Source organism: Empedobacter sp. GD03865, from assembly GCF_029840775.1.
Classification (GTDB): domain Bacteria; phylum Bacteroidota; class Bacteroidia; order Flavobacteriales; family Weeksellaceae; genus Empedobacter; species Empedobacter falsenii_B.
In genome coordinates, this window is sequence record NZ_JAOCDF010000028.1 from 1 (window position 1) to 22,467 (window position 22,467).

General features: G+C 32.5%; 25 protein-coding genes and 1 pseudogene. 7 read left to right on the forward strand and 19 right to left on the reverse strand.

The annotated features are described in order from the left end of the window. Positions 1–323 (reverse strand): annotated as a pseudogene (locus tag N5D46_RS10755) (hypothetical protein); the annotation flags it as partial. Between the two features lie 713 nt (positions 324–1,036). Here N5D46_RS10755 and N5D46_RS10760 point away from each other — a divergent pair. Together N5D46_RS10760 and N5D46_RS10765 are read left to right on the forward strand one after the other, a co-directional pair. Next, positions 1,037–1,285, forward strand: a complete 249-nt coding sequence (locus N5D46_RS10760; RefSeq protein WP_125349312.1) for a hypothetical protein — start codon at positions 1,037–1,039, stop codon at positions 1,283–1,285. 449 nt (positions 1,286–1,734) lie between these two features. Continuing rightward, entirely contained in the window at positions 1,735–2,562 is an 828-nt protein-coding gene (locus N5D46_RS10765) for an acyl-CoA desaturase (RefSeq protein ID WP_347881027.1), read from the forward strand. Between the two features lie 34 nt (positions 2,563–2,596). Here N5D46_RS10765 and N5D46_RS10770 read toward each other — a convergent pair whose 3' ends face one another. From N5D46_RS10770 to N5D46_RS10800, 7 genes are all read right to left on the reverse strand, one after another. Further along, positions 2,597–3,205: a class I SAM-dependent methyltransferase gene (locus N5D46_RS10770; protein WP_219035107.1), complete on the reverse strand. Its 609-nt coding sequence runs from the start codon at positions 3,203–3,205 to the stop codon at positions 2,597–2,599. After that, positions 3,205–4,041, reverse strand: coding sequence for a hypothetical protein (locus tag N5D46_RS10775; RefSeq protein ID WP_280049949.1), 837 nt, complete (start codon positions 4,039–4,041; stop codon positions 3,205–3,207). The genes N5D46_RS10770 and N5D46_RS10775 overlap by 1 nt, the downstream gene beginning before the upstream one ends. A gap of 87 nt (positions 4,042–4,128) precedes the next feature. Then, positions 4,129–4,815, reverse strand: coding sequence for a LytTR family DNA-binding domain-containing protein (locus N5D46_RS10780; RefSeq protein WP_038331524.1), 687 nt, complete (start codon positions 4,813–4,815; stop codon positions 4,129–4,131). Then, on the reverse strand, positions 4,808–5,848 hold the full coding sequence (locus tag N5D46_RS10785) for a sensor histidine kinase (RefSeq protein ID WP_052217523.1): 1,041 nt from the start codon (positions 5,846–5,848) through the stop codon (positions 4,808–4,810). The genes N5D46_RS10780 and N5D46_RS10785 overlap by 8 nt, the downstream gene beginning before the upstream one ends. Continuing rightward, positions 5,841–6,353, reverse strand: coding sequence for a hypothetical protein (locus N5D46_RS10790; protein WP_038331522.1), 513 nt, complete (start codon positions 6,351–6,353; stop codon positions 5,841–5,843). The genes N5D46_RS10785 and N5D46_RS10790 overlap by 8 nt, the downstream gene beginning before the upstream one ends. Continuing rightward, complete coding sequence (locus tag N5D46_RS10795; RefSeq protein WP_084106837.1) at positions 6,340–7,128, reverse strand: intradiol ring-cleavage dioxygenase; 789 nt, start codon at positions 7,126–7,128, stop codon at positions 6,340–6,342. The genes N5D46_RS10790 and N5D46_RS10795 overlap by 14 nt, the downstream gene beginning before the upstream one ends. A gap of 20 nt (positions 7,129–7,148) precedes the next feature. Further along, complete coding sequence (locus N5D46_RS10800; RefSeq protein WP_280049950.1) at positions 7,149–7,784, reverse strand: hypothetical protein; 636 nt, start codon at positions 7,782–7,784, stop codon at positions 7,149–7,151. Between the two features lie 149 nt (positions 7,785–7,933). Here N5D46_RS10800 and N5D46_RS10805 point away from each other — a divergent pair, with 149 nt between their 5' ends. From N5D46_RS10805 to N5D46_RS10820, 4 genes are all read left to right on the forward strand, one after another. After that, complete coding sequence (locus N5D46_RS10805; protein ID WP_038331757.1) at positions 7,934–8,647, forward strand: CoA transferase subunit A; 714 nt, start codon at positions 7,934–7,936, stop codon at positions 8,645–8,647. A 6-nt stretch (positions 8,648–8,653) separates the two neighbouring features. Further along, complete coding sequence (locus N5D46_RS10810) at positions 8,654–9,310, forward strand: 3-oxoacid CoA-transferase subunit B (RefSeq protein ID WP_219035112.1); 657 nt, start codon at positions 8,654–8,656, stop codon at positions 9,308–9,310. 89 nt (positions 9,311–9,399) lie between these two features. Continuing rightward, a complete protein-coding gene (locus tag N5D46_RS10815) occupies positions 9,400–11,685 on the forward strand; it encodes a GH92 family glycosyl hydrolase (protein WP_125350279.1) in 2,286 nt (761 codons plus the stop codon). An 84-nt stretch (positions 11,686–11,769) separates the two neighbouring features. Further along, complete coding sequence (locus N5D46_RS10820) at positions 11,770–11,901, forward strand: hypothetical protein (RefSeq protein ID WP_257468234.1); 132 nt, start codon at positions 11,770–11,772, stop codon at positions 11,899–11,901. Positions 11,902–11,947: 46 nt separating this feature from the next. On the opposite strand, the gene N5D46_RS10825 is transcribed toward N5D46_RS10820, so the two are convergent. Beyond that, a complete protein-coding gene (locus N5D46_RS10825; RefSeq protein ID WP_125350278.1) occupies positions 11,948–12,382 on the reverse strand; it encodes an FKBP-type peptidyl-prolyl cis-trans isomerase in 435 nt (144 codons plus the stop codon). An 87-nt stretch (positions 12,383–12,469) separates the two neighbouring features. Here N5D46_RS10825 and N5D46_RS10830 point away from each other — a divergent pair, with 87 nt between their 5' ends. After that, positions 12,470–13,366 carry a hypothetical protein gene (locus tag N5D46_RS10830; protein ID WP_280049951.1) on the forward strand — a complete coding sequence of 299 codons (897 nt, stop codon included), beginning with the start codon at positions 12,470–12,472 and terminating at the stop codon, positions 13,364–13,366. Between the two features lie 52 nt (positions 13,367–13,418). On the opposite strand, the gene N5D46_RS10835 is transcribed toward N5D46_RS10830, so the two are convergent. The 10 genes from N5D46_RS10835 to paaB form a co-directional block, all read right to left on the reverse strand. After that, positions 13,419–14,174 carry an enoyl-CoA hydratase/isomerase family protein gene (locus tag N5D46_RS10835; protein WP_280037666.1) on the reverse strand — a complete coding sequence of 252 codons (756 nt, stop codon included), beginning with the start codon at positions 14,172–14,174 and terminating at the stop codon, positions 13,419–13,421. Between the two features lie 208 nt (positions 14,175–14,382). Then, positions 14,383–16,434 carry a phenylacetic acid degradation bifunctional protein PaaZ gene (gene paaZ, locus N5D46_RS10840; RefSeq protein ID WP_280049952.1) on the reverse strand — a complete coding sequence of 684 codons (2,052 nt, stop codon included), beginning with the start codon at positions 16,432–16,434 and terminating at the stop codon, positions 14,383–14,385. Between the two features lie 151 nt (positions 16,435–16,585). Next, complete coding sequence (locus N5D46_RS10845; protein WP_280049953.1) at positions 16,586–17,179, reverse strand: transferase hexapeptide repeat family protein; 594 nt, start codon at positions 17,177–17,179, stop codon at positions 16,586–16,588. Positions 17,180–17,260: 81 nt separating this feature from the next. Further along, positions 17,261–18,466 (reverse strand): 3-oxoadipyl-CoA thiolase, encoded by a 1,206-nt coding sequence (gene pcaF, locus N5D46_RS10850; RefSeq protein WP_280049954.1) that lies wholly within the window; start codon positions 18,464–18,466, stop codon positions 17,261–17,263. A gap of 65 nt (positions 18,467–18,531) precedes the next feature. Then, entirely contained in the window at positions 18,532–18,948 is a 417-nt protein-coding gene (gene paaI / locus N5D46_RS10855) for a hydroxyphenylacetyl-CoA thioesterase PaaI (protein WP_280049955.1), read from the reverse strand. 13 nt (positions 18,949–18,961) lie between these two features. Next, positions 18,962–20,119, reverse strand: a complete 1,158-nt coding sequence (locus tag N5D46_RS10860) for a 3-hydroxyacyl-CoA dehydrogenase NAD-binding domain-containing protein (protein WP_280049956.1) — start codon at positions 20,117–20,119, stop codon at positions 18,962–18,964. 3 nt (positions 20,120–20,122) lie between these two features. Continuing rightward, positions 20,123–20,908, reverse strand: coding sequence for an enoyl-CoA hydratase-related protein (locus N5D46_RS10865; protein ID WP_038335712.1), 786 nt, complete (start codon positions 20,906–20,908; stop codon positions 20,123–20,125). A 6-nt stretch (positions 20,909–20,914) separates the two neighbouring features. After that, positions 20,915–21,403 (reverse strand): 1,2-phenylacetyl-CoA epoxidase subunit PaaD, encoded by a 489-nt coding sequence (paaD, locus tag N5D46_RS10870; protein ID WP_038335711.1) that lies wholly within the window; start codon positions 21,401–21,403, stop codon positions 20,915–20,917. Then, the gene (paaC, locus tag N5D46_RS10875; RefSeq protein WP_280049957.1) at positions 21,397–22,173 is read right to left on the reverse strand and encodes a 1,2-phenylacetyl-CoA epoxidase subunit PaaC; all 777 of its coding nucleotides are present in this window, start codon (positions 22,171–22,173) and stop codon (positions 21,397–21,399) included. The genes paaD and paaC overlap by 7 nt, the downstream gene beginning before the upstream one ends. A 3-nt stretch (positions 22,174–22,176) precedes the next feature. Continuing rightward, positions 22,177–22,464: a 1,2-phenylacetyl-CoA epoxidase subunit PaaB gene (gene paaB, locus N5D46_RS10880; protein WP_038335709.1), complete on the reverse strand. Its 288-nt coding sequence runs from the start codon at positions 22,462–22,464 to the stop codon at positions 22,177–22,179. Positions 22,465–22,467 lie beyond the last annotated feature (3 nt).

The window sequence follows — 22,467 nt, forward strand, 5'->3', positions numbered from 1 at the left end:
TTTCCTGATGATAGTTTTACCCATACCAATCCATCAAAATAATAAAAACCTTCTGCATTTATATTAATAGCTGTGCCTGTTTGAGACCCTGTACTAATATTATTAATAAAAACCATTGTAGACTTATCTACATTAAGCATCGATTGTGCTCTCTCTCTATCAACTCTTGGAATTAAAACACCTTCTACAGTTTCTAAAGTTCCTGTTGAATTAACTGCTGTAACATCTAATGTCGCTTTAGGATCATTAGTACCAATCCCTACTTGAGCTAAAACAAATACTGAAGGTGCAGCAAATGCTATAGCAAGTAAAATTTTTTTCATAAATTTTTTATTAACCAATATTTACAAAGTTATAGAAAATAAAAAATACAATAACCTAAAATAAAAAATAATGCATTTTATTTAATGTTACAAAAAATAAATAGCTTTAGTTTATTAAAATACTAATTATATGCTTATTTTTTATATAATTAATATTGAATAAAAATATAATTATCCTGAATTATTTTTTTAGATTAAATAGAATTTTAGACAAATTAAAATAGAGATAACATAAACTTCTATTTACAGAACCTCTCTTTATTAACTTTAAATTGGAAATAACAGATTAGTTCCTATGATATAGTAAGTAGGATCATGACTTGAACAAGTTTCTATTTGTACTTTAGCTCAGTACAAATTATTGTCAATCAAATTAAAAGTTTCTAATTATTTCATCTTTTTATAAACAGTGATTAAATATAAAAACTACCTCAACTAAGTAAAGAGAACATTATATATTGATATTTAATTTTCTTGAAATTCCTTTCAAAATATTTAATGACAACTTCATCTTTTCATTTTTAAAATAGTATTTTGCATAGATGAATATTTTCTCTTATCATATCGCAAAGCTTAGCTATTTTCAAGCCTTTAAATTAATGCTTTTCCCTTTGAAAACAAATAAAATAAATGGTTTGAGACATTAACTTCCTTCTGCCAAAACCTGTATCAAAGCTGTTTTTCCTTTACCAAAAGGCAATGCAACAGTTATTATGAGTCCTAGAGTCAGTCATGAGAATGAATTGATTTTAGATTCGAGCGGAAAACAATTTGGAGATGCTGGTTTCTACTTTTTATTGAATGATGCTAAACACAATTATTGGGCTCAATTTATATCTTCATTTACCGATCAATTAATTGTAAAAGAAAAAGATAATCATTTACAAGCAATTCAAACTCTAAAACTTTGGGGATGTAAAGTTTCACAATTTACATATCGCATTCAGAAGAAAACCAAATAAAACGATTTCTTCACATGACTTTACAAATATTTTTAATTAGCTTTATAAAATGAATCATTCAGAACTATTTTACAAAGTTGATATCGTTGTGATTAGAAGCCGTTCAATTATTAGACGAAATCTCAAAAGCTACCTATACAACATAGGTAAAAAGAAGATCATTCGATTTTAGAAATAACAAATTCACCGAAGAATTAGGACAAGAAGCCGTAGCAATTGTAGATAAACGTGTGAGAGAAGGCTTGCCCATTCAATGGGTGCAAATAGAGCTGGTGCAGCAATTGCAAGAGAAATAATTGCTTATTTAGGTGTGTAACTTTAACATTTATTTAATCAATGCATTTAGTATTAAACATTTACACGTAAAAACCTTACTAACAAATGGATAATTTATTTGATTAAAGTCTATTAAAAATTAAATTTTTTCATTATAAATAATCAATAATTTTATGAGTTCTATGATTTTAATTAGTGGAATTCACAATCCTAAGGATTATATTTGTAAAAATTTAAAATTAGTAATGACAGCAGTAATCATTATCTTTGTTATACATTGGTATGCTTCTTTATTTTTCCAAACTTTTTTTCATCACCGATATGCATCACATGCAATGTTTACGATGTCAAGAGCTTGGGAAAAAATCTTTCACGTTTTAGCGTGGATTTTTCAAGGTTCATCTTATCTAAGTCCCTACACATACGGGGTTATGCACAGACATCACCATGCGTATGCAGACACAGAAAAAGATCCACATTCGCCACAATATGATCCAAATTTCTTTGCGATGATGTGGAGAACGCGTATTGTTTACAACGAAATTGACCACGATAAAACACAAGTTTTAGAAAAATTCAAAAAAGGCGTTCCTTCTTGGCGTTCTTGGGATAGATTTGCAGGAAATAATGCTGTACGTTTAGCTTGGGTAATCATTTACATATTAATTTATGTTGCTGTTGATGCTCCACTTTGGACGTATTTTGTATTCATTCCAATGCAAGTTTTAATGAGTCCACTACATGGTGTAATCATCAACTGGTTTTCACACAAATTAGGTTACCGTAATTATGATGTTGGAGATACTTCGACAAACTTAATGCCGATTGACTGGTTAATGTGGGGAGAATGTTTACATAATAATCACCATAAATTTGGTGGACGTCCTAATTTCGCAGTTAAGAAATGGGAATTTGATCCGATGTATCCATGCATTTGGGCAATGAATAAACTGAATATCATTCAATTCAAAAAAGGTAAATTAGACACCGATTATATGTAAAATGAAAGCGATTCAATAAATTGAATCGCTTTTTTTATTTCTTCTGATAAACAATACTCTCTATATATTTCTTGAAAAAGAGTTTTTGTTCGACGATTTTAAAATACGACATAAAACTTTGCTTCATTTGTGGTAATTGAGAAATATCCAAACCAATAACAATTCTAAAAAAGCTCAACATCACATTCGTTACACTTTTTTGCCAACCTTTCTGATTTTGTACAAAATCAACATAAAACCACAAACCTCCTACTTTCAAATACGAATTTAATTGACTAAATAATTCTTCTGCTTTGGATTGATTAAAATGATCAAACAAAAAAGTAGTCATCACAACATCATATTTTTTATCCGTTTCGAAATCAAAAATATCCGCAACAATAAAATTTATATTTAAGTTCGACGTTTTTTCTTTTTTCGCTAAATCAATCATTTTCGAAGAAAAATCAACATAATCTATATCCAATTTTAGATTTAACTTTTCTATTTCAGCGATAAATTTTCCCGCTCCTCCTCCAACCCACAAGATTTTATCATTCTCTTTCAAATGTTTTAAAATCACAAAATGAGCTTGATGTTGACGATTCAAAAAAATCAACTGGCTCAACGAATGATAATATGGCGCAATAAAATTGTAATTCATTATTCGAATAAAATTACGCTTAAAATTCCACAAATTGCTTTCAACAAAATCATTCCATCTATCGCAATTAAATAATATAAAATTGCTTTTGGACGATTGAGTTTAAATGCAAAAATAGCTAAACAAACAATTGGAATTAACATGAACAAAATGCGATGAAACGGCAATCCATACCATATTCCAAAAATAACAAAGCTCAAAAATCCTAGAAATATTAAGGGCAAAATAATCCGGTTTAATGTAAAATGATAACCATATTTTACAACAAAGGTTTTTAAGTTTCGGTTACTGTCATCTTCATAATCTTTCAAATCAAACAGAATCGCATTCACAACGCAATACATAAAGGTTTGAGAAAATAGAAAATAGAATTTTGCATCTATGACATAATGTGTTTCATTCTTCAACATCAAAAATAAAACTGGTAAAAAAACGGTTGTAATTGCCCAAGTCCAGCTAATTAAAAACGGTTTTAACAACATTGTTCTACGTAACGAAATTCCGAATTTAAAATCATAGTATCCAAAGGATAAAATTGCTGTAAAAAATAAGACAGCCAACCATTTCCAAGTTAATATTTCGTAATTCGGTAAACAATTTAGTGCTAAAATAATTCCAGAAACTAAAGCGATTACGGCTAAAATAGCGGTATAAATACAAACAGATTTACGATGAGTAATGTAAAACTGAGTTCTTGGATTACTTGATGATTTTAAAGATTTTGGAATTCTGTAGGCATACAAATAAAACAATACGGTAATGGTGCTAATAAAAGCGTAATACGCAATTGAATTAAACGGTAAACCAATTTTGATATTCGTCTCTATATTGAGCACGATAGAAAGTAGAATTAAAAAAAAATTGGAAAAAAAAATGTTTACGATAAATCGACTAATCACTTTTTTTTCCATTTTCTTAACCTCTTAAATTTTGAAAAATTCTAGAATGACATTTTTATACGTTTCACCAATCGGAATTTCTTCGTCTTTCAAATATAAGACTTTATTTTGAATTGATTTCACTTTTTTTATCGAAACGATATAAGATCGATGAACTCGGACAAAAAGTTGATCGGGCAGTTTTTCTAAGATAGATTTCATCGATATTCGAGCAGTAATTCGTTTTCCGTTTGCGAGATGAATTTTTACATAATCGTCCAAACCTTCAATAAAATCAATTTCATCGTAGGCAATTTTATTCAATTTATAATCGGCTCTAATCGTCAAAAAATCTTTGTCTTCATTCAGTTTTTTATCCACCAAAATCAACACTGCTTTATTCACTGCTTCTTCAAATCTATCGTAATCTATCGGTTTCAACAAATAATCTATCGCCGCAACATTAAAACCATCAACCGCATATTCTGCAAAAGCCGTAGTAAAAATAACAGGAATTTTCTTTTCTAAATTTTTGTAAAATTCCATTCCATTCGTACGCGAAATCTGAATATCCAAAAACATCAAATCGATTGGAAATTGATTGATATATTTCTGTGCATCTTTCAAATTTGAGAATGTTTTCACTAACTCGACATGTTCATTTCTCGAACAATAATTTTCGATTACCATTAATGCTAAAGGCTCGTCATCTATCGCAATTACTTTAATCATTCAAGAAAATTTTTAGTTCAACAATAAATTTAGATAAATCATTATTAATAGTTAATTTATAATGATTTGTATAAAAATAATCTAACCTCTTTTTCGTATTCTTCAAACCAATTTCACTTTTTTCAGTTTCAGGAGTTACCTCTTTCGAAATGGTATTTTCTACGTTCAAAAATAGTGTTTGTTGCTCAACTTTTATCGAAATAATGACAGGTTCCGAAGCTTCATCAATCACACCATATTTAAATGCATTTTCGATAAAATTAATTAAAATTAATGGCGAAATTCTTAAATCTGCAGAATTTCCTTCGACCTCAAAAATAACAGATTCTTTGTTCGTTAATCTCAATTTTTGCAACTCAATATAATTCTTTATATAATCTAAATCTTGTTGCAAAGGCACAAAATCTTTGGAAGAATCTGAAACTACAAATCGCATCATTTTGGATAATTTCATCACCGCATCCGAAGCAGAATCTGACTTTTGAAGCGTTAAAGCATAAATATTATTCAACGTATTGAACAAAAAATGTGGATTGATTTGTGCTCTTAAATAAGCAATTTCAGACAATTGTTTTTCATTTTTCATTTCCTGAAAACGTTTATTTTGTCGAATAAAAAGCGAAACAATCGCCATCATCGAAAACATAATAATTTTCGGGCTCCACATCATAAAATTACGAGGCGGTTTTCGAGACTCAAAACGATTAAAAGGCGGAATTTTTGGTGGAACTTTGTTAAAATGAAACGCAAATTCTGGAACTTTATACACCACAAAAAAGAAAATGATGAGAATAACGATGTAGAAAAAATAACGTTTCTGAAAATATAATTTTGGAATTAACACGAAATAATTCACCAAAAAGAACACTAACAATAAGATATTTTCAAAAAGCATTCGCTTGAAAAAACCTGTTTTGAAAATGGATTGATCACTCGAAAAATTTGGCGCAGCTATAAACGGAATCAACATAAAAATGATTGAAACTATGCTGAAAATAACGATTTCTCTCTTTGTAATTTTTACTTTATTCATCTTCTAATTCAATTGAAACAATAGAAAAATGCTGTCTATTTGGAATCATCAACGTTTTAATATTTACGTTTAATTCTTCATCCGAAGAAATTAAATAATGATTGTTCACTTCTCCAAAATAGAAATATTGTTTGGTGTAAAATGTAAGCGCAACCTTGTGATTTGCATGATTTTGATTAGAAGAATTTATAACATCCAACTCGAAATCTACAAAATTAAGGTAGATTTTGTTCAAATTATCTGTGATTTGATACAAATTTCCTTCCAATTGTTCGATATATGGGATCGCCGCCATTCCCACCAAATAATGCAATTGCGTTGCTTTTTTATTTTGACGCAACAATTCTCGAAAAGTTTCTACCTTATACGTTTCTTGCTGAAAAAGTTGTTCTTGCAAATAATACTCTTTGTACGTCGCATCAAAAACATATTTCTCCCAAATTGACGTTGTCGAAGCATCAATCACTAAACGATAAGCAAACTGAACTTTTTTAATTGTTTTCATCTTTTGGTTTTCTATCAAAAGGTGGTGGCATTCCTAGCCCTCCGCCCATTGGCTCTTTTGCTTCCTCTATATTTTCTGTAGAAATTACAATATTTGCTTCAATTGTATATCCTTTTTCTAAACTTCCGCTCACTTTTGCCAATTGATTTCCGTCTGTATCATCCGAAAAGACATTGTCATTCGCATTGTACGTATAACCTGTCAAACCTTTTGTATAACCATATTTTTTGGCTGAATTTACAATTTCTACAACAGAATTTTCACCTTCTGGAAAAGCAATTTGCGTTACTTTTATCGAAACGCCATTTGCATTGTAAATGTGCACATGGATATGCGTTGCACGACTTTCGTACCAACCTGGGAAAATAGAATTGAATTCAACATTTCCATTTTCATCAGTTACTTGTCTACCTCTCAAAAATTTATACGATTTATAATCGATTGGTTGCATACGCATTCCGCCATATTGTGAATAATTTCCATCTTTATCACAATGCCAAATATCAACAATCGCGCCTATTAAGGGTTGACAACTTTCATCAACATTGGTTACATTAATTTTGATTGTCACCTCTACTCCTGTTCGATCACCTTTTATATTTTTAGATAAAAAATCTTCTGGCTTTTTTGTAGGAAATGGACCTTCTGTTTCAGAGGCCCATAGTTCACAATCATTTACAACATTAGAGTCTTTGCAACTCATCAACACTTTTGGAACAATTAAACTTGCGCCCAATAAACCCAAACTATTTTTTATAAAATCTTTTCTTTCCATTTTGTAATGTATTTTTAGTATTAGTAATCAATCACCATTAACAAAGAATTTTCGCTCAACGATTCAAATTCTACGTGTTCATCTGACTTAATTTCCAATAAATCTCTGGATTCGATTAAACGATTATGAATCTCAAAAATTCCTGTTAACGAAATAATTAACCAATTTCTTTCAACTTTTTTCATTGGTATTTCTGATTCTCTTCTCAAATCAAATTTTCCTAAAAAAACATTAAACAAATCATGGCGAATAATTTTCTCTAATCTATTCTCTCGTTCAAAATCAATTGGAACAATCATTTTAGCAATTTGCTGTTTTTCTTTTACCAAAAATAACGAATAGAAATACGAATAATCGTTGCTGTATTCACCTTCGACATCGATAATGGTTCCTTTGTCTAAATAATAAATAAACGATTGATTGACTTCAATTTTCCAATTAAAACCATTCATGTTCAAACGAATATTATTCATCAAAGGCAACAAAATCAAATAACCACTTTCCTTGATTACTTTTTGATAAGTACCTTGACCATTCACAGCAACATCATCAATAAAAGCAAAATCAGAAATAGAATTATCATCATTTAACGCATTAATTCTGATATATTTATTCTCAAATAAATTTCGATTCTCAGCTTTACACAACTTTATCATACTTCATATTATCTTGAAACAAATATAATTTATCATCTTAATTCGACTAAATTTTAGAGGTTAACCCAAGATTTTTGTAGGTTAATTGAATTATGATTCGATTTTATTTATCTTTAGCAATAGAATTTATACGATCAAACACAACAAAAATGATAAACAAAAAAGTAAACAGCATCGAAGAAGCACTGCAAGGTGTAGAAAGCGGAATGACGCTGGCTGTTGGAGGCTTTGGACTTTCTGGAATTCCTGAAAATCTTATTCAAGGTTTAGTGGACAAAAAAATCAATAATCTTACGTGTATCAGTAATAATGCTGGTGTAGATGATTTTGGTTTGGGATTATTATTACAAGGACGACAAATCAAAAAAATGATTTCTTCTTATGTTGGAGAAAATGCAGAATTTGAACGTCAAATGCTTTCAGGTGAATTAGAGGTTGAATTGATTCCGCAAGGAACTTTAGCTACTCGCTTAATGGCTGCTGGTTATGGAATGCCTGCAATTTTTACGCCTGCTGGAGTTGGAACTGAAGTCGCTGAAGGAAAAGAAATCAGAAAATTTACCTTTCACGGAATCGAAAAAGAATATTTGTTAGAATATGCTTTCGAGCCTGATTTTGCAATTGTAAAAGCGTGGAAAGGTGATACAGCGGGGAATTTAGTTTTCCGTGGTGCAACAGCAAATTTCAATCATCCAGCTGCTATGTGTGGAAAAATTACGATTGCCGAAGTGGAAGAATTGGTAGAAATTGGAGAATTAGATCCAAATCAAATTCATACGCCTGGCGTTTATGTCAATCGAATTATTCAAGGTGCGAAATACGAGAAACGTATCGAAAATAGAACTGTTCAACCTAAATCATAAAAGAAAATGTTAGATAAAAATGGTATTGCAAAACGTATTGCAAAAGAAGTACAAGACGGATTTTATGTGAATTTAGGTATCGGAATTCCAACGTTGGTTGCTAATTATATTCCCGAAAATGTAAATGTTGTTTTACAATCAGAAAATGGATTATTAGGAATGGGACCTTTCCCTATCGATGGTGAAGAAGATCCTGATTTTATCAATGCGGGTAAACAAACGATTACAACTTTACCAGGTTCAGCTTTCTTTGATTCGACGATGAGTTTCGGAATGATTCGCGCACGAAAAATCAATTTAACAATTCTTGGCGCAATGGAAGTTTCGGAGAATGGAGACATTGCCAACTGGAAAATTCCTGGAAAAATGGTAAAAGGAATGGGCGGTGCAATGGATTTAGTAGCTTCGGCTGATAATATTATTGTAGCCATGCAACATGTGAACAAAGCAGGAGAATCTAAACTTCTAAAAGAATGTACACTTCCTTTAACAGGAATAAAATGTGTCAAAAAAATTGTTACTGAATTAGCTGTTTTAGAAGTTTTACCAGAAGGTGGTTTCAAATTATTAGAGCGAGCACCAGGAATTTCTGTGGAAGACATCAAAAATGCAACTGAAGGAAAATTAATTATTGAAGGAGAAATTCCCGAAATGATTTTATAAAAAATAAAGATTCGAAAGGAAAGTTAAAAAGCTTTCCTTTTTTTATGCTCGATTTGTTTAACTTTATTCAAATTAATACTTAAAAATCGATGCAAACAAAATTAGTAATCGCTCTACTTTCACTCAATTCTCTTGCTTTTGCGCAGCAACAGAATTTAGTAAAATATGTCAATCCCATGATTGGAACAGAAAAAATGGGACATACTTTCCCTGGTGCAACTGTTCCCTTTGGCGCTGTTCAATTAAGCCCAGAAACAGATTCTATTCCTTATGCTATCAATCACAAATACAATCCAAAAGTTTATAATTATTGTGCGGGTTATCGTTTTGAAGATAAAACAATAACAGGATTTAGTCATACACATTTTAATGGAACAGGACATTCTGATTTGGGTGATTTCTTAATTATGCCAACCGTTGGAAAATTAAAATTAAATCCCGGAACTGCTCAAAATCCTGATAGCGGTTATCGTTCTCGATTTTCGCATCAAAACGAAACTGCCGAAACTGGATATTACAAAGTCAAATTGGATGATTATAATATTTGGGCAGAAATGACCGCTTCTACTCGAGTTGGTTTTCATCAATATACATTTCCAAAATCGATTGATTCGCATATTATTTTGGATTTGAATGCTGGAATTTATAATTATGATGACAAAAATACATGGACGTATGTTCGCGTGGTGAATGACACATTGATTACGGGTTATAGACAAACACGAGGTTGGGCAAGAAATAGAACGGTTTATTTTGCGATGACTTTTTCAAAACCATTTAAAAATTATGGACAGAAAAATGAAGACGGACAAGTTGATTACAAAGGTTTTTGGCGTAAATGGAACGAAACTCAGAATTTTCCATTAATCGAAGGAAAAAAGATCAAAATGTATTTCGATTTTGATACAGAAAAAGATGAAAAAGTAAAAATCAAATTTGCGATTTCTCCAGTCAGTCAAACCAATGCGTTAGAAAATCTGACAACAGAAATTCCACATTGGAATTTTGAACAAGTGCGTAACGAAGCAAAAGAAAATTGGAACAAGGAATTGAATCGAATTCAGATTAAAGCTTCAGAAAATGATAAAATAAATTTCTATACAGCGATGTATCATACCTTCATCAATCCGACAACTTATATGGATGTGAATGGGCAGTACAAAGGTTTGGATCAAGAAATTCATCAAGCCAAAGATTTTACAAATTACACCACTTTTTCACTTTGGGATACCTATCGTGCACTGCATCCGTTGTTCAATATCATTCAACCAAAACGCAACAATGACATGGTAAAATCGATGATGAAACATTATGAGCAAAATCCAATAAAAATGTTGCCAATTTGGTCGCATTATGCCAACGAAAACTGGTGTATGAGCGGCTATCATTCTGTTACAGTTGTTGCAGATGCGATTGTAAAAGGTGTTTATAACGAAGATGCAAATGCTGCTTTGGACGCGTGTATTGTTACGGCAAATAAACGTGATTATGAAGGAATTGGCGATTATATCGACAAAGGTTATATTCCAGCTGAGAAAAATGGTACATCAATTTCGAATACGTTAGAATATGCTTTCGATGATTGGTCGATTGCGCAAGCTGCAAAAAAATTGAATCGAATGGATGTATATGAAACATTTATGAAGCGTTCTGAGAATTGGAAAAATAATTATGATGTTTCGATTGGATTTATGCGTCCTCGATTAGCGGATGGAAGTTTCAAGAAAGAATTTGATCCATTGAATACACATGGACAAGGTTTTATTGAAGGAAATTCGTGGAATTTTAGCTTTTTTGTTCCTCAAAATCCAAATGGATTAATTGAAGCAATGGGTGGAAAAAAGAAGTTTGGAGCAAAATTGGACAAATTATTTACGATGCATTTGCCTGACGAATATTTTGCGGAGACAGAAGACATTACGCGTGAAGGAATAATTGGTGGTTATGTTCATGGAAATGAGCCGGCACACCATGTTGCGTATTTGTATAATTGGGCGGGACAAGCGTGGAAAACACAAGAAAAAATCAGAATGATTTTGGAAATGCAATATAAACCTACACCTGATGGTTTGGGCGGAAATGATGATACTGGACAAATGAGTGCGTGGTATATTTTTAGTGCTTTAGGTTTTTATCCTGTTCAGCAAGGATCGACAGATTACACAATTGGGAGTCCTTTGGTAGATCATGCTAAATTGAATTTAGAGAATGGAAAACAATTTGAAATTGAAGTGAAAAATCAATCGAAGAAGAATGTTTACATCCAAAAAATAGAACTTAATGGAAAGTCTTACTCTTCGTTCAATTTAAATCATTTTGATATTGTGAATGGTGGAAAAATCATTTTTTATATGAGTGACAAACCTAAAAAATAAACGTTAAATATTTTATAATTAAATAAATAAGTTTGACTACTTGAAGAATAATGATTAATTTGAATCAAATTAAAAACCTAAAAAATGGCTAAAAAGGCAAAAAAAGAAGAAAATCATTTACAAGTTTTAGTGGATAAATTAAAAGATCCAAAACATAAACAATTAGTTCAAACGAATCGTTTAAAGAAAAAACGTCGCAATAACGCAAAAAATTAAGCATAAAAAAACCTCCAAAATTTGGAGGTTTTTGCTTTTTAATATTTTATAAAATTCCCATCAATTCTACTTCAAAAATCATGGTAGAATATGGTCCTAATTCTTTTGAAATTTCGCGATCTTTATAACCAATTTCTGGTTTTACAACAAATCTAAATTTACTTCCAACTGGCATTAATTGTACTCCTTCCGCCCAACCTTTTATTACATTTTCCAAAGGAAAAGCGGCTGGCTTCTTACGTTGAACCGAGCTATCAAAAACTTCACCTTTGATATTTGTTCCATGATAATGACACAAAACGGTATCGGATAAAGTTGGCTTCACTCCTTCGCCCAATGTGATTATTTCGTACAATAATCCACTTTCAGTTTCGGTTACACCTTCTTTCAATTTATATTCTTCTCGAAAAGCTAAACCTTCAGTTTTATTCTTTTCAATCAATTCTTGTTTGCGTTTTAGTAATAATTCAGCTACTCCCATACCACAAATTTAAAAGGAATATTTTTAATTATAGCATATTAATCATTTCTACAAATTAGTTTACTTTTAATGAAATTATACAACTAAATGAAAAAGATAATATTTTCGTTACTTTTTACTATTATTTCAATTGTAATTTTCGGGCAGAATATCGTAAAAGAGATTCCATTTCGATTAACAAAATACAATAATATTTTAGTGCCAGTTATCATCAATCAAAAAGATACGGTACAACTGATGCTACATACAGGCTCTGATTATATTACGATTATCGATGATTCTTACAAAAAAATGAAATCTATTTCGATTTCTGATACATTAAACAATGTGACATCTTGGGCGGGATATTCGGATATGAAAATGAGTCAAAGCAATGTAATTAAATTTGGTAATGAAGAGTTCAGCAAAATTCCAATTTTTATTGACAAACAATCTGGACATGAGAGTGATGGAAAAATTGGTTTGAAATTTTTTGAAGGAAAATATTTCGAAATCAATTTTGATGAAAACAAGTTATATGTCTATGATAAAGCTCCTACCAAACTAAAAAAGTATACAAAATTAAATTCGAGATATTCTCAAGAAACACTGTATATAAAAGCTTTTCCATTTATTGACAAAAAACCGATTGAAACAGAATTTATGATTCACACAGGTTTTTCTGGTGCATTGATGATTTCAGATGATTTTGTAAAAGAATATAAATTATTAGAAAAATTTGAAATTATTGGAGAATCAAAACTAAATGATGCTGCTGGTAATGTAATACTTTCCAAAAAATCAATTTTACCTAATTTCGAATTGGCAAATCAAACATTCAAAAATGTACCAATGTCATTTTTTGATAGTACAATAAAAATTCAACACAAAAATATTATGGGTGGCGATTTGATTAAACGTTTCAATCTAATTCTCAATCCAGAAAAAGATATTTTATATGTAAAGAAAAGTAAATATTATAAAGACGAGTATTTTAAATTATAAAAAAAATCCACTTCATTTTGAAGTGGATTTTTTTATAAACTATATTGTATTCTTATTTTGCTTTGAATTTGTTAATCGCGTTAATCGTAAATTCTGATAAAACTAATTCACCCGAAATTTTTGCACGCTCGATTAATAACTCATCCCAATTTTCTGTTCCTTCCCAAGAAACACGTTTCAAATGTTTCATTGCTTCTGGATTTGAATTAGCTAATTTTTTAGCTAAAATATCGATGCCTTCATCCATTTCAACTGCATTTGCATAAACTTCTGCATACAAACCTTTTTCTTTCGCCCATTCAGCCGACTGAAATTCAGTTGCATTAATCGCCATTTGTGTAAAAGCAGAATTTCCAACTTTACGTTCTACAGCAGGTCCAACTACAAACGGTCCGATACCAACTGCTAATTCTGATAACTTTACAGACGCAAATTCTGTTGCAAAAGTATAATCTGCTGCCGAAGCAATTCCAACTCCACCTCCGACTGCTTTACCTTGAATACGTGCTAAAACAAATTTTGGTGCTTTGCGAATTGCGTTGATAACATGTGCAAATCCTGAGAAAAATTCTAGACCAGTTTCACGATCTTTGATTGAAATTAATTCGTCAAAAGATGCACCAGCACAGAATGTTCTATCTCCAGCACTTTTTAAAACAATAACTTTTACTTCGTCATCGTTTCCTAATTTTTCAATTTCTGTTGCTAAATTTCTTAATTGAGAACCTGGCATTGAATTACTTTGCGGGTGAAAGAATTCAATTGTACCAATTCCATTTTGTATATCTGATTTTACGTATGCTTCCATATCTAATTTGATAATTTTTTTTAATGTGGTAATGAGCAAATTTAACTAATAAATTATTCATTATATGTTTAATTGTTTGAATCAAAACAATTAATAATTTGAGATGCTTCGACATGCTCAGCATGACAAATATTTCACGTAATTTTTCAATTTGAAAATGATTCTAAATCATCTTCTCATTAACAAATTACCACATTCTCACATTATATTAATCTTGATTTAATTTTTTAACCATTGTTAAAATTGTTGCAATACCAACTGTTTCTCCCGTTTCGTCGTAAATATCAACCAACCAACGAACAATTCCTTTTGCCACATCGTTTTCATCTTTTTTCTCTTGATCGATTTTTTCTTTACACGTAAAACGCACTCCAATTGTAGAACCTGGATATACAGGCTTCACAAAACGACATTCATCTAAACCATAGTTTAATAAAACTGGACCTTTTTTCGCTAAAACGAATAAACCAGCTGCTTTAGATAATAAATAGTATCCGTGTGCAACATTACGTTCAAAAATAGTTCCTTCCAAAGAAGTTGCATCAACGTGAGCATAGAAATTATCGCCAGATAAAGCTGCAAATGCATTAATATCTGATTGTTGAATCGTATGTTTCGCTGTGATTAATGTATCACCAACTTTTACTTCTTCAAAATATTTCGCGAATGGATGTTTATCTTCTTCGATATAATCTGCTCCGTATTGGTATTGTTGCGTAACTGCCGTCAATTTATTTGGAGAACCTTGGATTGCTGTACGTTGCATATAGTGTAATACACCACGCTTCCCTCCCATTTCTTCTCCTCCACCTGCACGACCTGGACCTCCGTGAACTAATAATGGAAGTGGTGATCCGTGACCTGTTGATTCTTTGATACATTCAGCATCTAAAATAACAATACGCCCGTGTAATGAACCTGCGTTTAATACAAATTCTGTTGCGATATCATTATCAGCAGTAACAATCGAACAAACTAATGATCCTTTCCCCATACGAACTAACTCAATTGCTTCAGCAGTTCCGTGGTAAGGAATAATTGTAGAAACTGGTCCAAAAGCTTCGATGTTGTGAACGTCCGTTTTATTGAATGGATCGTTGTTTAAAAATAAAATTGGAGAAATGAAAGAACCTTTGTTTTTATCAGCACCTTTCACTTCGAAATTATCTAAGTTTCCAAAAATAATTTCTTGCGATTTAGCTAATTCTTCTACTTTCTCACGAACTTCTTTTACTTGCGCTGCTCCCGCCAAAGCTCCCATACGAACACCTTCCACATTTGGGTCTCCAATTGTAGTCGTTGCCAAACGTTGTCCTAAAGCAATTTGTACATCCTCAACCAAATGAGCTGGAACTAACGCACGACGAACCGCAGTACACTTTTGCCCTGCTTTTGTTGTCATTTCACGCGTAACCTCTTTAATGAAAATATCAAATTCTGCTGATCCAACTTGTACATCTTCTCCTAAAACACAAGCGTTTAAAGAATCTGCTTCTAAGTTGAATGGAACACCTTCTGAAGTAATTCTTGGGTGAGCTTTTAACATTTGTCCTGTCCAAGCAGAACCTGTAAAAGTTATAACATCTTCTGACTCTACACTATCTAAAATTCCGTTTGCAGAACCTGTGATTAATTGTAAAGCACCGTCAGGTAAAATTCCAGATTCAATGATTGCACGAACAACAGTTTCCGTTAAGAAAGAAGTAATTGTCGCAGGTTTTACAATAGCTGGAACTCCAGCCAATAAATTAACCGCAACTTTTTCTAACATTCCCCAAACTGGGAAATTGAATGCATTAATATGAATTGCAACACCTCGTTTTGGTGTTAAAATATGTGTACCTAAGAATGTTCCGTTTTTAGAGATTTTATGCGTTTCTCCTTCAACATAAAATGGTTGATCTCCGAATTGACGTCGTAAAGATGCATTGGCAAATAAGTTTCCAATTCCTCCTTCAATATCAACCCAAGAATCTGCACGAGTCGCACCTGTTGCCCAAGAAACCGTGTAAAATTCTTCTTTACGATCCATTAAGTATAAGGCTAATTTTTTCAACATTAAACCTCTTTCTTGGAACGTCATTTTACGTAAAACTGGTCCACCAACTGTACGTGCATAATCCATCATCGCACTGAAATCTAATCCAGCTGATGATGCAGTTCCTATTTCTTCGCCATTGATGGCGTTATATAACATTTGCCCTTCAGACGAACCTTTTGTCCATTGTCCTAAAGCATAATTTTCTAATTGTTTAGCCATTTTTATGTTGTTTGTGTATTTTTTTAGTTATAAGTCGTAAGTATTAAGTTATAAGTTTTTGTCATTCTGAGTTCATCTCAGAATCTCATTAAATTTAAGTGTGATACTGAAACAAGTTCAGTATGACATTTTACATAATACTTTTTACATTTTACTTACTTTCATTCCACGTTTTATAATTCGAAGCCATTGACTCGTAATAATAATCTGGAACTTCTGTTAATGGTTCACAAGGTTTTAAACTATCATGACAATCACCTGGTAATTGCATATATTGTTGAGTTCCTTGATCTTTCCATTCGATCATTTGATCTGAAACTTGTTTTACGATTTTGGCAGGATTTCCAACAACTACACTTCTTGTCGGAATATGAGTATCTGCTTTAACAAAAGCTAAAGCTCCTACGATACATTCATCTTCTACAATTACATTATCCATAACAACTGCATTCATCCCAACCATACAATTGCGACCAATTGTTGCTCCATGAATAATTGCTCCGTGACCAATATGTGCTTTTTCTTTTAATCGAACAGTAGTTCCTGGAAACATATGAATTGTACAATTTTCTTGTACATTACAATTATCTTCGATAATAATTTGTCCCCAATCACCACGCAATGCACAACCCGGACCGATGTAAACATCTTTCCCTATAATCACATTTCCTGTCACTACCGCTTGTGGATGAATAAATGCTGTTGGATGAACAACGGGTTTATATCCTTTGAATTCGTAAATCATTTTTCTAATATAGTTTTTCGTTTAACGAAATTCGAAATTAGTATTACTCGAAAAACTAACTTCGAATTTCGAATAACTATTTTATGCTCTTTCAATAATTACAGCGTAACCTTGTCCTAAACCGATACACATTGTAACCAATGCATAACGTTTTCCTGTTGCTTGTAATTCGTAAGCCGCAGAATTTAAGATACGCGCTCCAGACATTCCAAGTGGATGTCCTAAAGCAATTGCTCCACCATTTGGATTAATACGAACATCATTATCAGCTAAACCTAATGCACGTGTACATGCTAAAGATTGCGCTGCGAAAGCTTCGTTTAATTCGATGACTTCAATATCACTCATTGTTAAACCAGCTTTTTCTAAAGCAATTTTTGTTGCATTAACTGGTCCAATTCCCATGATACGAGGCTCAACACCTGCAACACCAGAAGAAACAATACGAGCCATTGGTGTTAAACCAAAATCTTTAATCGCTTGTTCAGAAGCTAAAATATTCGCCGCTGCACCATCATTCAAACCAGAAGCATTACCCGCAGTTACTGTACCATCTGCTTTGAAAGCTGGACGTAACTTCGATAAAATCTCCATTGTTGTATTATTCTTTGGGAATTCATCTGTATCAAAAATGATTGCATCTCCTTTACGTTGTGGAATAATTACAGGAACAATCTCTTTCGCTAAACGACCATTTGTTTGCGCAGCAGCCGTTTTTTGTTGAGACCAAACCGCAAATAAATCTTGATCTTCGCGTGAAATATTATCACGTTCCGCCAAGTTTTCTGCTGTATTTCCCATTCCATCAACACCCCACATTTCTTTCATTTTAGGGTTGATAAAACGCCAACCAAAAGTTGAATCATAAATTTGCGCATCACCACCAAATGGAGAAGCTGATTTAGAAATAACTAAAGGTGCACGTGTCATCGATTCTGCTCCACCAGAAATCATTAATTGCGCATCACCAACTTGAATCGCTCTTGATGCCGCAATTGCTGCTGATAATCCAGACGCACATAAACGATTTACCGTTTCTCCCGGAACTGTATAAGGTAATCCAGATAATAAAGCCGACATACGAGCTATATTACGGTTATCCTCTCCTGCTTGGTTTGCATTTCCTAAAATAACATCGTAAAATGCAGCTGGATCAATTGACGGATTTCTTTTTAATAATTCGGCGATTACCATTGCACCCATATCATCTGGACGAACAGCAGATAATCCACCTTTTAATTTACCAATTGGAGTTCTAACTCCATCTATAATATATGTTTGGTTCATTTTTATACGTTTTATGGTTAACGGTTAAAGCCAAACGAAACACGTTAAGCGTAAACCGTAAAGCGTTAATCTTCTTGAATTAAAGGTTTACCTGTTCTAAAACAAGTTCCTTTAAATAAAGCAATTAACTCATTATTTTGATTTGTAACTTTGATATCGTAAATACCTGTTCTTTTTGTCGAAGAAATCTCTTGCGATTCGATTGTAAAAACATCTCCATTTCGTCCAGCTTTCGTAAATGAAATATGAACATCCAAAGCAACTGAGATATTATTGTACATATTGCACGAAAAAGCAAATGCAGAATCTGCCATCGCAAACGTAACGCCTCCGTGAACAGAACCTACTCCATTCATCATTTCTGGACGAATTGCTGCTTGTAATTTTGCATATCCTTCTCTTACTTCGATCACTTCTAAACCTAACCATTCACTAAATTTATCGTGATCAAGCATTGCATTTAATAACTTTTGTGGTTCCATGTTTTGATATTTTTTAGTAGAATGTTTTGTTTTCTTTGACGAAATTTCTAATAATTGGACTTAAACGGTAACGATCTTCATGATAATAATTATACAATTCATCTAGATCGTTTTGTACATTTTCAAGACCATATTCATCTGCCCATTTCAATAATCCTTTTGGATAATTTACACCTTTTGTCATCGCTGTATCTAAATCTTCACGGTTTGCAATGTTTAAGAATAAAGCATCAGCTGCTTCGTTGATTAACATTACTAAAACGCGTTTGTAGATTTTTTCTAATAATGCTTGATCTTGAGATGGTGCTTTTTTCTCCACTCCTTCTGCGTAATTGTAGAATCCGCGACCAGATTTACGTCCGTAATATCCAGCTTCGAATAAACGTTTTTGAGAGAAAGATGGTTTGAAACGAGGATCATAAAAGAAAGATTCAAAAACAGATTCAGTTACACGATAATTCACATCATGACCAATAAAATCCATTAATTCGAAAGGTCCCATACGAAAACCTCCAACAGAAGTCATCGCAAAATCGATTGTTTCTGCATCCGCGACACCTTCTTCTAATAAACGAATTGATTCGCTATAAAATGGACGAGCTACACGATTTACAATAAATCCTGGCGTATCTTTCGTAATTACAGGTAATTTACCAACAGATTGAATCAAGGCTTTTACTTCTTCTGCTAAACCTTCTCGCGTTTGTACGGCTGGAATAATCTCTACCAAAGCCATTAAAGGCGCAGGATTAAAAAAGTGAATTCCAATAACACGTTCTGGTTTTGAACACGCAGATGCAATTGATGCGATTGATAATGAAGAAGTGTTTGAAGCTAAAATACATTCGTCAGAAACGAGTTCTTCCACTTGTTTGAAAACTGATTTTTTAATATCTAAATTTTCAATAATTGCTTCAATCATTAAATCAATCGATGCAAAAGCGGTTAAGCTATCTGCATATTCGATATTGTTTTGAATTTCTTGTGCTTTTTCAGCAGTATATTTTTCTTTCGCCACTAACTTCTCGAATGTCTTCGCTAAGTTTTGTTTTGAACGATCTAAAGCTTCTTTATTTGTGTCATATAAAACAACTGGATGACCAGATTGAGCAAAAACTTGTGCAATTCCAGACCCCATTGCTCCTCCACCAATAATTCCTATTTTTTTCATTTCTTACTCGCCTTTAAAAACAGGATTTCTTTTCTCGATAAATGCGTCTACACCTTCTTGATAATCTGATGTATTCCCTGATTTAGCTTGAAATAATCCTTCTTGAATTAATTGTTCTTCGATTGAATTATTAAATGTTTGATTCAATAATTTCTTTGTATAAGCCAAACCTTTTGTTGGAAGATTGGCTAATTTATCAGCAATCTTTGCAACTTCAGCATCGAAAATATCGTCAGCGAAAAACTCATAAATCATTCCGATTTCTTTTGCTTGAGCCGCCGAAACTTTATCTGCAAGCATCATTAAAGCAGTTGCTTTTTGAAGTCCAATTAAACGAGGTAAGAAATAAGTTCCTCCACAATCTGGGATTAAACCAATTTTAGAAAAAGCTTGAATGAAATTTGTCGATTCTTTCGCAACAACAATGTCACAAGCCAAAGCTAAATTTGCTCCCGCACCGGCAGCAACACCGTTTACAGCAGCAACAACTGGTTTGTCCATATTTCTAATTTTAAGAACCAATGGATTGTAATTTTCTTGAACGATTTTATTGAAGTCGATTTCTTTTTCTTCTAAAACTTCTCCTAAATCTTGACCAGCGCAGAATGCTTTTCCCGTTCCAGTTAAAACCACTGCACGAACAGAAACATCTTGAGCTGCAACATCCAAGTGATGTTGAAGAGATTTAATCATTTCCTGATTAAAACTGTTAAAAACAGAAGGACGATTCAACGTAATCGTAGCAATTCCTCCCTCTTGTGTGTATAGGATTGATGTTGAATTTTCCATAATTTTTTAGTGATGACATTTGAAATAATCAAATGGTTCGTGGCAACTATTGCATTGATACATAGCTTTGCAGGCCGTAGAACCAAATTGACTGATAAGTCTGGTATCTGTAGAGCCACATTGTGGACATTCGATATTTTGTTCGTCTGAAAAGAGCTCATCGCTCGAAGGATTTTTAGTTGGAGGCGCAATTCCATAAGCCTTCATTTTTTGCTTTCCTTCTTCTGTCATCCAATCAGTTGACCACGAAGGGCTCAACTGATTAATGACATTGATATTTTTGAATCCTTTTTCGATTAATTTTAAACGAACAGAAATTGAAATTGCACTCATAGCAGGACATCCCGAATACGTAGGCGTAATTGTAACGTTGACACTTTCTTGGTCAATTAATTCAATTTTACGCACAACACCAAGATCAATTACACTAATCACAGGAATTTCTGGATCAGCGACTTCCTCCATGTATTGCCAAATTTCTTTTTCGGTTACCATTGCGAATCTGGATAAGTTCTTTGTAAATATTGTAAATCTGTTAAGATAAATCCTAAATGCTCTGTATGAACACCTTCTTTACCTCCTTTTTGTACAAAAGCATTTTCTACATCAGCTTTGATTGTCGCTTCGTCTAAAATTGCTTTTACATTTGTTAACCAAGTCGCTTGGAATTCTTCTGGACTTGAAATTAATCCTTCTTCAACTAAAGCTTTTTGGTAAGGCGCTAATAAAAACGCTTCTTTTACATAAGGTAAAATATTATTTACAGCTTCCTGAATTTTATCGTGAGATTCTTGTGTTCCATCCCCTAAACGAATCATCCATTCTGATGACCATTTTAAGTGATATTTTACCTCTTTCAATGATTTTTCAGCGATAGCTTGTAATTTAAGATCTTTTACTTTCAAGAATTGTTCTAACAATAACGCGTGGTAAGAATCATAAAAGAACTGACGTGCAACTGTATCACCGAAATGTCCGTTTGGTAATTCAACTAACAATAAGTTTTTGTATTCACGCTCTTCGCGTAACATTGCCAACGTATCTTCTGTTGCTCCATTCCCGATCATTTCAGCCGCATAGTTATAATAATTAGAAGTTTGACCTAATAAATCCAACGCCATATTAGACATTGCAATGTCTTGTTCTAAAATTGGACCATGACCACACCATTCGCATAAACGTTGCGCCAAAATTAGATTTGTATCCGCTAAATGCAAGATAAAATCGATGTAATTTTGATTGTTTTGATAAACTGTACTTGTCATAAATTACATGTTTTTAATTTCTTCTGGTACATCATAAAAAGTTGGATGACGGTAAACTTTGTCTTCTGCAGGATCAAAAAATTGTTCTGCTTCATCAGGATTAGAAGCATGGATATTAGCAGATTCTACCACCCAAATACTTACACCTTCTAAACGACGTGTATATACATCACGTGCATTTTCTAGTGCCATTGTAGCATCAGCAGCATGTAAGCTCCCAACGTGTTTGTGGTCTAACCCTTGTTTACTTCTAATGAATACTTCCCATAAAGGCCAATCTCTATTTTCCATCTT